Annotated in this window: 7 protein-coding genes; 5 read left to right on the top strand and 2 right to left on the bottom strand. The window is 73.8% G+C overall.

Annotation, left to right across the window (positions count from 1 at the left end; genetic code table 11):
* Positions 1 to 39: 39 nt before the first annotated feature.
* Together ACFU7Y_RS30670 and ACFU7Y_RS30665 are read right to left on the bottom strand one after the other, a co-directional pair.
* A complete protein-coding gene (locus tag ACFU7Y_RS30670; RefSeq protein WP_224278994.1) occupies positions 40 to 1074 on the bottom strand; it encodes a GDSL-type esterase/lipase family protein in 1035 nt (344 codons plus the stop codon).
* On the bottom strand, positions 1071 to 2561 hold the full coding sequence (locus ACFU7Y_RS30665; RefSeq protein WP_380770353.1) for an MFS transporter: 1491 nt from the start codon (positions 2559 to 2561) through the stop codon (positions 1071 to 1073). Before ACFU7Y_RS30665 ends, ACFU7Y_RS30670 begins: the two co-directional genes overlap by 4 nt.
* 206 nt (positions 2562 to 2767) lie before the next feature.
* Here ACFU7Y_RS30665 and ACFU7Y_RS30660 point away from each other — a divergent pair, with 206 nt between their 5' ends.
* The 5 genes from ACFU7Y_RS30660 (at position 2768) to asnB (ending at position 10586) form a co-directional block, all read left to right on the top strand.
* Positions 2768 to 3955, top strand: a complete 1188-nt coding sequence (locus tag ACFU7Y_RS30660; RefSeq protein WP_380770352.1) for an acyltransferase family protein — start codon at positions 2768 to 2770, stop codon at positions 3953 to 3955.
* Between the two features lie 35 nt (positions 3956 to 3990).
* On the top strand, positions 3991 to 5193 hold the full coding sequence (locus tag ACFU7Y_RS30655; RefSeq protein ID WP_224278982.1) for a cytochrome P450: 1203 nt from the start codon (positions 3991 to 3993) through the stop codon (positions 5191 to 5193).
* 210 nt (positions 5194 to 5403) lie between these two features.
* Positions 5404 to 7026 carry an aromatic amino acid lyase gene (locus tag ACFU7Y_RS30650; RefSeq protein WP_380770351.1) on the top strand — a complete coding sequence of 541 codons (1623 nt, stop codon included), beginning with the start codon at positions 5404 to 5406 and terminating at the stop codon, positions 7024 to 7026.
* Between the two features lie 140 nt (positions 7027 to 7166).
* Entirely contained in the window at positions 7167 to 8618 is a 1452-nt protein-coding gene (locus ACFU7Y_RS30645; protein WP_380770350.1) for a phenylacetate--CoA ligase family protein, read from the top strand.
* 150 nt (positions 8619 to 8768) lie between these two features.
* Positions 8769 to 10586, top strand: a complete 1818-nt coding sequence (asnB, locus tag ACFU7Y_RS30640) for an asparagine synthase (glutamine-hydrolyzing) (RefSeq protein WP_380770349.1) — start codon at positions 8769 to 8771, stop codon at positions 10584 to 10586.
* The last annotated feature ends 107 nt before the right edge of the window (positions 10587 to 10693 follow it).

Genomic DNA, 10693 nt, shown 5'->3' with positions numbered 1-10693 from the left:
GTCGGGGCACCGCCGTTCGGCTCGGCCGCCGTCCGGCTGTCAGCCGGGCAGGAGCCGCCGGAGGATCGGCGCGGCCCGGTCGGCGAGGTCGTGCTCACCGTCCGGGGTCGGGTGCAGCCCGTCCGCGTAGACCCGGTCGGCGTCGGCGACGGGCAGCACGTCCCGGCCGTCGACCAGGTGCAGCCGCGGGTCGCCGAGCCGCTGGAGCACCCGGACCGCCTCGCCGGTCAGCTCGCGGATGCCCTCCAGGGTGAGTCCGGCGGCGTTGACCGTCCTCTCCCGCTCCGCCGAGGGCAGCGCGGCGATCACCGCGACCGGAGTGTCGGGGTGGCCGTCGCGGATGGTCTCGACGAAGCCGCACACCGCCGAGCCCCAGCTGCGCGCGGTGAACACGCTGCGGATGTAGGCGTTGGTGCCGATCTCCAGGGTGATCAGCTCGGCCGGGGTGTCCCGGACGACCCGGGCGACCAGCGGGTCCAGGTACGCCTCCCCGGCGAAGCCGAGGTTGCGCAGCCGCCAGCCGTGCCGGACGGCCACCAGGGAGACCCAGCTCTCCGACGGGCCGTGCGGGAACATGGCGTGGGTGAGCGAGCTGCCGTAGGCGATCCAGCGCGGGCCGGTGCGTTCGAGGGGCTCCAGCACCCGGTGGCCGCGCAGCGAGAGCCGGCCGATCCGGGTGCGGCTGAGGTGCGGCAGCCAGACCTCCACTTCGGCCGGGCCGTTCGCGCCGGAGGGCAGCGGCAGGGCCAGCCGGCGGCGGCCGGACACCGGGTGCCAGCGGTGGGCGACGACGCCGTCCACCACCACGTCCAGCGGTGCGCTGCCGGGCTCGGCGTCCAGTTCCAGGACCAGTTCGACGGCGTCGGTGCGCAGGCCGAAGCGGGCGCCGGCCGGGAGCTGCGCGAGGCGGGCGAAGTCGGCGGAGAGTGTGGTCGCCACCCGGTCCAGCGGCAGGCGCAGCGGGATCCAGCGGTCCTCGTGGCGGGCCAGGCCGCTGATGCCGTCCCAGGAGAGCCGGGGGTCGTCCGGGGTGAGCCGTTCGACGGCGGTGGCGGCGGGCCGGGCGGCGGTCACGCCCGGTCCTCCTGGAGGTCCGCGGCCCGGGCCGGCGCCTCGCCGGCCGGGGCCTCGACCGGCGGCGCCTCCGCAGTGGTCCCGACCTCCGCAGCGGCCCCGCCCTTCGGTGCGCCCAGCCCGAGGGCGGCGGCGACCAGCCCGACGGCCGAGAACACCGCGGCCACCAGGAAGGCCCAGTGGTACGCGGAGAGCGAGGGCGAGGCGCCGCCGACGCCGGTGAGCACCGCCGCGCCGACCGCGACGCCGATGCCGCCGCCGAGCTGGAGGGCGGCGGTGACCAGCGCGGTGGCCAGGCCCTGGTCCTCGTTCTTCACGCCGCTGACGGCGGCGATGTTGAAGGCGAGGAAGCTGGTGCCGTTGCCGAGCCCGTGCACGATCAGCGCGGGCAGCAGGACGCTCGGGTAGTCGCTGTCGGTGCCGGTGCGCAGGAACAGCAGGATGCCGCCGCCCTGGAGGAGCAGGCCGAGGACGGCCGCCGGGCGCAGCCCGGAGCGGTTGATCAGCTTGGGTGCGAGGTTGGCGGCGAGCAGGATCGCGGCGGCCATCGGGACGATCGCCAGGCCCGCCTGGAGGGCGCTGTAGCCGAGCACCTGCTGGAGGTAGAGCAGGGCGATGAACTGCCAGCCGATGGTGGCGCAGGCCCAGACCAGGCCGACGGTGTTGGCGGTGGACAGGGTGCGCGAGCGGAAGATCCGCAGCGGCAGCAGCGGGTCGGCGCGGCGCTGCTGGATGACCACGAAGACGACCAGCAGCACGACGGCGGCGATCAGCGAGCCGAGGGTGGCGGTGGAGCCCCAGCCGACCTCGGGGGCGCGGACGAGTCCGAGGACGAGCAGCAGGACGCCGGCGGTGGCGGTGAGCGCGCCGGCCGCGTCGAAGCCGGGCCGTTCGCCGGTGCGCGGCTGGTCGGGGGCGACGGCGTAGTTGGTGACGGCGAGGACCAGCGAGGCGACGACGAAGGGGACGAAGAAGATGAGCCGCCAGTGCAGTTCGGTCAGGACGCCGGAGAACACCAGGCCGGCCGCGTAGCCGCTGGCGCCGGTGAGGGAGAAGATGCCCATCGCGCGGGTGCGCTCGGGGCCCTCCTTGAACGTGGTGGTGATGATCGACATCGCCGCGGGGGCGATGAAGGCGGCCGCGACGCCCTTGATGACGCGGCTGACGACCAGCAGGGTGCCGTCGGAGACGAGCCCGCCGGCGAGGCTGACCAGGGCGAACACGGCGGTGGCCCAGAAGAACAGCCGGCGCCGGCCGAAGAGGTCGGCGGCGCGGCCGCCGAGCAGCAGGAAGCCGCCGTAGGCGACGGCGTAGCCGGAGATGATCCATTGCAGCGTCTCCGGCCCGAGGCCGAGGTCCTGCTTGATCTCCGGCAGGGCGACACCCGTCAGGGAGACGTCCATCGAGTCGAGGAAGAGCTGGGCGCAGAGCACCAGGAGTGCCAACCCCTTGTGTGCGCCGAGGGTGCGGGGCGCCGTGTCCGGCATCGGCCCTCTCCCTATCCATCTGGCAGACAATCGTCTGCATCTCAATCAAGTGGACCGAACGTAGCAGCCAAATCATCTAGCGTCAAACAATCTCCGCGCCTCACGAACCCCAACACCCCTTGCATCGCGAGGAGTTGACTTCCTATTGTTTGATAATTGCCGAACCTTAGAAATATCGGCCCTACCCACGGGGGAGTTGCCCACCCATGCCCGAATCCGTCAGACGTCCCCGCCTGCCCTCACTCACCGGCATCAGGTTCCTGATCGTGGTACCGGTCTTCGCCTTCCACGCGGACATGGAGAAACCGTTCGGCGACGCGGGGGTCGCCGACGCCTACGCCTGGCTCGTCGGCAACGTCGCCTGGACCGCGATCAGCTGCTTCTTCGTCCTCAGCGGCTTCGTGATCACCTGGGGCTCCCGCCCCGGCCACGGCGCCCGCGGCTTCTGGCGCCGCCGGGCCGCCAAGATCTACCCGCTGCACGTGCTCACCTGGGCCGCCGCGCTGGTGCTGCTCGCCGTGGCCGGCACTGCGGCCACCGTCCGTCAGGCCGTTCCCAACCTGTTCCTGGTGCACACGTGGAACCCGGACCGCGAGGTCTTCTCCAGCCTCAACGACGTCAGCTGGTCGATCTCCTGCGAGGTCTTCTTCTACGCCGCCTTCCCGCTGCTGGTGCACCGGATCCAAAGGATCCGCCCCGAGCGGCTCTGGGCCTGGACCGCCGGGGTGATCGCCGCGGTCCTGCTCGTCCCGGCCGCCTCAGCCCTGCTGCCGGACCGTCCGCCGCTGCCGTTCGGCTCCGGCTCGGTGTGGCAGTTCTGGTTCGTCTACGTGTTCCCGCCGGTGCGGCTGCTGGAGTTCGTGCTGGGCATCCTGCTCGCCCGGATCGTCCTCACCGGCCGCCGGCTGCCGGTCGGGGCACTGCCCGCCGCGCTGCTCCTCGTCCCGGCCCAGCTCCTGGCCAAGCAGCTGCCGTTCCTGTGGGGCCTGACCACCCCCGCGATCGTCCCGATCGCCCTGCTGCTGCCCGCACTCGCCGCCCGCGACGTGGCCGGCAGGCGCACCTTCCTCACCTCCCGCCCACTGGTCACCCTCGGCAGCTGGACCTTCGCCTTCTACCTGGTCCACCGGCTGATCCTGGACCACGGCCACCGCGCCCTCGGCGCCGGACGGACCTTCACCACCCCGGTCGCCGCCGCGCTGCTGCTCGGCGCGTTCACCGCCGCCTGGCTGCTCGCCGGCCTCCTGCACCGCTACGTCGAGCTCCCGGCGGTACGGCTGCTCGGCACGCCCCGCCGGCGCCCCACCGACCCCACGCCCCCGGGCCCCTCGACGGGCCCGGTGTCCGCGTCCGGCCCTGCCGCCGACCACCTGACCGACGCCACGACCACCTGACCGCGACCACAGCGATCCGACCGAGAGGCAGACCGATGACCGATCAGGACCTCACCGCCTACCCCCTCCCGCTCTCCTCCTACGGCGAGCCGCCCGCCGAGTTCGCCGAGCTGCGCGCCAAGTGCCCGGTCAGCCGGGTCCGGCTGCCCAGCGGCGACCAGGCCTGGCTGGTCACCGGCTACGACGAGGTCGTCTCCGCGCTCTCCGACCAGCGGCTGTCCCGAGCCGCCCTGCGCGAACCGGGCGCCGTGCGCACCGTCTCCGGCGAGGACTTCTCCGACAACCCGTACAACCTGCTCAACCAGGAGGGCCCCGACCACGCCCGGCTGCGCCGGCTGATCGCCCCCGCCTTCACCCCGCGCAAGGCCGAGCGCTGGCGCTCCCGGGTGGCCGAGATCGCCGACGAGCTGATCGACCGCCTGGTCGAAGGTCCCCGTCCGGCCGACCTGCACCACGACTTCGCGGCCGTGCTGCCGGTCTGGGTGATCTGCGAGATGGTCGGCGCCCCGGTCGAGGACCGCCCGCTGCTCCAGCAGTGGACCGACCGGCTGGTCTCCATCACCGCCCACACCCCCGAGGAGCGGCTCGCCGCCCGCCAGGAGTCCGCCGCGTACGTCGCCGGGCTGGTCGCCGAACGCCGCGCGAACCCCGGCGAGGACCTGCTCTCCACCCTCATCGCGGCCCGCGACGACCAGGACCGCCTCGACGAGCGCGAGCTGGTCTGGCTCGGCATCAACCTGCTGGTGGCCGGTCACGACACCACCGTCAGCGCCGTCTCCCGGGCGCTCTACCAGCTGCTGCGCCACCCCGACCAGTGGCGCCTGCTCACCGAGCGCCCCGACCTGCTGGAGAACGCGACCGAGGAACTGCTGCGCTACGCCCCGCCGTCCGAGATCGGCTTCATGCGGATCGCCACCGAGGACCTGGAGCTGGCCGGCACCCCGGTCGCCAGGGGCGAGGGCGTCATCCCGGTGATGCACGCGGCCGGCCGCGACATCCGCCGGGTGGACGACCCGGAGCGGCTCGACCTCACCCGCACCGACCCCAGGCACGTCGCCTTCGGCCACGGCGCCCACTACTGCCCCGGCGCAGGCGTCGCCCGGATGGAGCTCCAGGTCGCCTTCGGCACCCTGGCCCGCCGGCTGCCCTCGCTGCGGCTCGCGGTGCCCGCCGAGCAGGTCGAGTGGCTCGGCGGTCTGCTGACGCTGCGCCCGAAGGCGCTGCCCGTCGAGTGGTGACGGCCCCCGGCCCGACACCATGCCCCGGCGACCCGGTCCGACGGCCCGTCCGTTGGGCCGGGTCCCCGCCCGCCGCCCGGCCGTTGGGACGGGATCCGGTCCGTACCGACGCCCGAAGACGGAACGCCCGTCCGATCCCGAGACTTGGGGCCAGCCGGTACACCGTCCCACACCGACCGGACCACCCGCTCCGCCCAGGAACGAGGACCCATGCCCACCACGCCCCCGTCGGCCCTGACCGGCCACAACCTGACCCTCACCGACATCGTCTCCGTCGCCCGCGCCCGTCCCGACGCCGCCAGACCGGTCCTCGCCCCCGCCGCCGCCGAGAAGATGGCCGCCTCCGTCGCCCTCAAGGAGGACTGGCTGGCCCGCGGCATCCCGCTGTACGGCATCACCACCGGCTTCGGCGACTCCGTCGCGCACCAGATCTCCGCCGACCGGGCCGCCGCGCTCCAGCGGAACCTGGTCACCTACCACCTCAACGGCACCGGCCCGATCGCCGCGCCCGAGGTCGCCCGCGCCGTCCAGCTGATCCGCGCCAACTGCCTGGGCCGCGGCCCCTCCGCGATCCGCCCCGCCGTGGTCGACACCCTGCTGCGCCACCTGGCCGCCGACATCCTGCCGCTCATCCCCGAACGGGGCTCGCTCGGCGCCAGCGGCGACCTCGTCCCGCTCTGCTACCTGGCGCACGCCCTGCTCGGCGAGGGCGAGGTGCTGCACCGCGGCCGGGTCCGCCCGGCCGCCGAGGCGCTCGCCGAGGAGGGCATCGAGCCGGTCGTGCTCTGCGCCAAGGAGGGCCTGGCACTGATCAACGGCACCGCCTTCACGTCCGCCTTCGCCGTCCTCGCCGCCCACGACGCGGCCGAACTCGCCGCCGCCGCCGACATCGCCACCGCCCTCGCCGTGGAGGCGCTGCACGGCAACGCCTCGCACTTCCACCCGTTCCTGCACCGCCAGAAGCCGCACGGCGGCCAGCTCACCTCCGCCGCCGCGATCCGGGCCCTGCTCGACGGCTCCGAACTCGCCACCGACTACCGGGGCATCCTCGACCGCCAGGAGCGCCTGGGCGAGCGCGGCTTCCTCACCCACGAACACCGCATCCAGGACCCCTACTCGCTGCGCTGCGCCCCGCACGTCACCGGCGTGCTGCGGGACACCCTGGACTGGGTACGGCCCTGGCTGGAGACCGAGGTCAACTCCTCCACCGACAATCCGCTGTTCGACACCGAGGAGGGAGTGCTCCATCACGGCGGCAACTTCTACGCCGGCCACGTCGGTCAGGCCATGGACAGCCTCAAGACCGCCGTCGCCAACACCGCCGACCTGCTCGACCGCCAGCTCGCCCTGGTGGTCGACCCCAGGTACAGCCGCGGCCTGCCGCCCAACCTGATCGCCCCCGCCGCCGACACCGACGCCCACGCCGGACTGCACCACGGCTTCAAGGGCATGCAGATCGCCGCCTCCGCGCTCACCGCCGAGGCGCTCAAGACCGCCGCGCCCGCCTCGCTCTTCTCCCGGTCCACCGAGGCGCACAACCAGGACAAGGTGAGCATGGGCACGATCGCCGCCCGCGACGCCCGTACGGTCGTCGAGCTCGCCCGCGACGTCACCACGATCCACCTGCTCGCCGTCGCCCAGGCAGTCGAGCTGCGCGGCCTGCGCAGGGCCTCGCCCACCCTCCAGAAGGTGCACGGCCTGATCCGCGAGCACGCCCCGTTCACCGACCGCGACCGGCGGATGGACGGCGACATCGCCGCCGTGGCCGGCCTGGTCCGGGACGGTTCGCTGCGCCGCGCCGCCGGGCTCCCGGAGCCCTTCGCCGCACGCTGACCCCGCGCACCGCCCGTCCGTCCCCTGCTCCACCGATGCCCGTGTGCCGGTCCCGTCCACCGGCCCGCCCGCGGCCCCCGCCGCTCCCCCGCACCGGCACGTCCCGACCGTGACTCCCCCAGCCCGAGGAGCAATCAGAGATGCTGCTACTGCGCGACCCCGCCCGACGACAGGACGCCGCCGAGCGTCTGGACTCCCACACCGCCCTGATCCACCGCACCTGGCAGGGCCAGGACCCGGCCGACCACTACGGCGCCAAGATCGCCACCACACTGGCCGCCGCCGTGCGCTCCCCGATGTACGCCGCCACCCTCACCGGCGAACTCGCCGAACGGCTGCGCTCGGACACCCCGCTGCCCGCCGCCGAGACCCTGGACGCCTTCGCCGCGCTGCCGTTCCTCGGCAAGAAGGAGCTCGGCGGCCACGGCGCCGGCGCGTTCACCCGCCCGCTGTCGGAGTTCCTGCACTACTACGAGTCCTCCGGCACCACCGGCGACCCGGCCCCCGCCCCCAAGGCGGTGGACGACCTGCTGATCAACACGCTCAACATCGGTGAGACGTGGGGCCGGCTGCTGCAGCCCGCCGACGTGGCCCTCATCCTCATCAACGCCCCCTTCGCGCCCGCCGCCTACCAGTTCGAGAAGGTGCTGGAGTACCTCGGGGTGATGTCCTTCCGCCCCTGGGTGGACAACATCACCGGCGACTACACCCGGGTGCTGCGGCTGATCTCCGAACTGAACGCCAACGTCTACGTCGGACCGCCCTCCCGACTGCTGGAGCTGGCCCAGTTCTCCCGGCTGGCCGGCCTGCCGCTGCCCCGCTTCGACCGGCTGCTGCTGATGGCCGAGCAGACCGGCCCCAGTTTCCTGCGCCACCTCGAACGCCTCACCGGCGCCACCGCCTACGTCGGCTCGTACGGTTCCTCGGAGACCGGCACCCTCGCCGTCACCTGCGAACACCGCCGGCTGCACCTCCAGTTGCAGAGCTACCTGCTGGAGATCGACGACGGCGAACGCACCACCGTGCTCGGCCCGGACGGCGAGCCGGTGCAGGGCGAACTGATCGTCACCACCCTGGACATCCCCTCCCGCCCGCTGCTGCGCTACCGCACCGGCGACCTGGTCCGGATCGAGACCGACCCGTGCGACTGCGGCATCCGGCTGCCCGTCCTGCGCACCCTCGGCCGGGCCCAGGACGTCCTGCTGCTCGCCGAGAACAACATCCGCCAGGACGACCTGGAGGAGGCGCTGTGGGCCGAGGCCCTGCCCGGCGCCTCGGTGTTCAACTACATGCTGGTGCTGCGCGGCAAGACCATCGTCTGCCTGGTCACCACCGACGGCACCCCGGACGGCTCGTGGTCCGGGGTGCTGGAACAGCGCCTCGCCCCGCTGTTCGAGGAGTACACGGTGACGGTCCACCCGGTGGAGAAGCTGCCCCCGCTGGCCTCGCTCGGCCAGTACCTGGGCTGGAAGCTCTCCCGGGTCCTGGACCTCAACGAGGAGGCCAACTGGGGCCGGCTGCCCGCGCCGCTCACCTCGCTGGTGCGCGAGTCGCTGGCGCAGGTCGCCCAGGCCACGGGGGTTGAGGCATGAGCGAGCGCAGGGAGCTCATCATCAAGAGGTGCGCGTTGCGCGAAGCGCTCGCCAAGCGCAGCGAGGTGGGCGCATGAGCGAGCGCAGGGAGCTCATCATCGAGAGGTGCGCGTTGCGCGAAGCGCTCGCCGAGCGCAGCGAGGTGGGCGCATGAGCGGAATCGCCGGGCTGGTGTCGCGCACCGGGGATGTGCGCGAACAGGCCGAACTCGTACGGGAGTTCACCGACACCCTGACCCACCGCGGCCCGCGCCGCGGCGGCACCTGGCTGGCCCGGCACGCCGGTCTCGGCCACCGGCAGTTCCACACCGGGCCCCGCAACGACGTGCCGCAGCCCTGGTTCCCGCCCGAACTGGACCCGGCGCCGGCCGTCATCGCCTTCTCCGGCGAACTGCTCGGCCCCGGCCCGCTGCACACCGCACTGACCGCCCGCGGCCAGCGCATCCGCAACGGCTCGGACGCCGAACTCGTCCTGCGCGCCTACCTGGAATGGGGCACCGCCGCCGCCGAGCGGCTGGTCGGCGGCTACGCGGCGGCGATCTGGGACACCCGCACCGAGGAGCTGGTACTGATCCGCGACCGGCTCGGCGTCGAGCCGCTCTACTGGGCCGAACTCCCGGACGGCTCGCTCGCGTTCGGCTCCGAACCGAAGGCCCTGCTGGCCGCCGGACTGCCCGCCGAGGTGGACGCGAACGGCCTGGTGGACGTCCTCACCGTCGCGCTCAAGCGCCCCGGCGACGCCGTCTACCGCGGCCTGCACGAGGTCCGCCCCGGCTGGCTGCTGGTGGCCGGCCCGAACGGCGTGCGCCACCGCCGGTACTGGGCGCCGGAGGCCGCCGAGCACACCGACGACGAGCGGACCACCGTCCGGCGGGTGCGCGCCCTGCTCGCCGACACCGTGCGCCGGCAGTCCGCCGACACCGGCGTCAAGCCCGGCGCCCTGCTCTCCGGCGGCCTGGACTCCAGCGCCATCGTCGGCCTGGCCGCGGCCGGCGGCGACAAGGTCTCCACCTACTCGGTCGACTTCGCCGGCAGCGAGACCGACTTCAAGGCCGACGCCCTGCACGTCAGCCGGGACGCCCCGTACGTGCGGGCCGTGGTCGACCACGTGGGCACCCGGCACACCGAGATCCTGCTGGACGCCCCCTCGCTGCTCGACCACCTGGGCGCCACCCTGCGCGCCCGCGACCTGCCCGGCGTCGGCGACCTCGACGTCTCGCTGCACCTGCTCTTCCGCGAGGTGCGCGCCCACGCCGACGTGGTGCTCTCCGGCGAGGGCGCGGACGACGTCTTCGGCGGCTTCCCCTGGTTCGCCGCCGAGGCCGAACGCCCGACCGCCAACTTCCCGTGGTCGGCCGGGATCACCGACCGCAGCGGGATGCTCTCCGCCGAGCTGCGCCGCCACCTGGACGTGGACGCCGAGGTGGCCGCCCGCTACGGCGAGGCGCTCGCCGAGGTCCCGCGGCCGGCGGGCGAGTCGGGCACGGACCGCCGGCTGCGCGAGGCCTTCCACCTCCAGCTCACCCGCTTCCTGCCGTTCCTGCTGGACCGCAAGGACCGGATGAGCTTCGCGGCCGGCCTGCTGGTCCGGCTGCCGTTCACCGACCACCGGCTGGTCGAGTACGTGTGGAACGCCCCGTGGGCGCTCAAGCGGGCCGGCGGCCAGGAGAAGGGTCTGCTGCGCGAGGCGGTCGCCGACCTGCTGCCCACCGAGGTGGTGCGGCGGCAGAAGAGCGGCTTCCCGTTCGGGCAGAGCCCGGAGTACCTGGAGGCGGTCCGCGAGGCCGTCCGCGCCCTGCTGGCCGATCGGGACTCGCCCGCCCTGCCGCTGCTGAACGCCGAGGCGCTGCGCGCCCAGGTGGACGGCGGCGACTGGCACACCGGCACCTTCACCCCGCCGCCCTGGCTGCCGCGCGCCCTGCTGCTGGACGCCTGGCTGCGGACGTACGGCGTCCGCGTGGTGCTCTGACCCTCCGACCGCACCCCACCGCGCCGCCCGTGCCCCTGCTCCACCGGGGTACGGGCGGTGCGGCGTGTCCCGCCGGACGACGCCCGGGTCTCCCGGGGAACGCCGGC

Source organism: Kitasatospora sp. NPDC057542, assembly GCF_042801945.1.
Lineage (GTDB): Bacteria > Actinomycetota > Actinomycetes > Streptomycetales > Streptomycetaceae > Kitasatospora.
The sequence above is the reverse complement of the archived record's forward strand: the minus strand, read 5'-3'. Positions and strand labels throughout refer to the sequence as shown.

What these genes read in the sequence shown, in the direction of transcription:
- ACFU7Y_RS30650 (WP_380770351.1), top strand. Translation starts at nt 5,404, where the DNA reads ATGCCCACCACGCCCCCGTCGGCCCTGACCGGCCACAACCTGACCCTC.
- ACFU7Y_RS30665 (WP_380770353.1), bottom strand. Translation starts at nt 2,561, where the DNA reads ATGCCGGACACGGCGCCCCGCACCCTCGGCGCACACAAGGGGTTGGCA.
- asnB (WP_380770349.1), top strand. Translation starts at nt 8,769, where the DNA reads ATGAGCGGAATCGCCGGGCTGGTGTCGCGCACCGGGGATGTGCGCGAA.
- ACFU7Y_RS30660 (WP_380770352.1), top strand. Translation starts at nt 2,768, where the DNA reads ATGCCCGAATCCGTCAGACGTCCCCGCCTGCCCTCACTCACCGGCATC.
- ACFU7Y_RS30655 (WP_224278982.1), top strand. Translation starts at nt 3,991, where the DNA reads ATGACCGATCAGGACCTCACCGCCTACCCCCTCCCGCTCTCCTCCTAC.
- ACFU7Y_RS30645 (WP_380770350.1), top strand. Translation starts at nt 7,167, where the DNA reads ATGCTGCTACTGCGCGACCCCGCCCGACGACAGGACGCCGCCGAGCGT.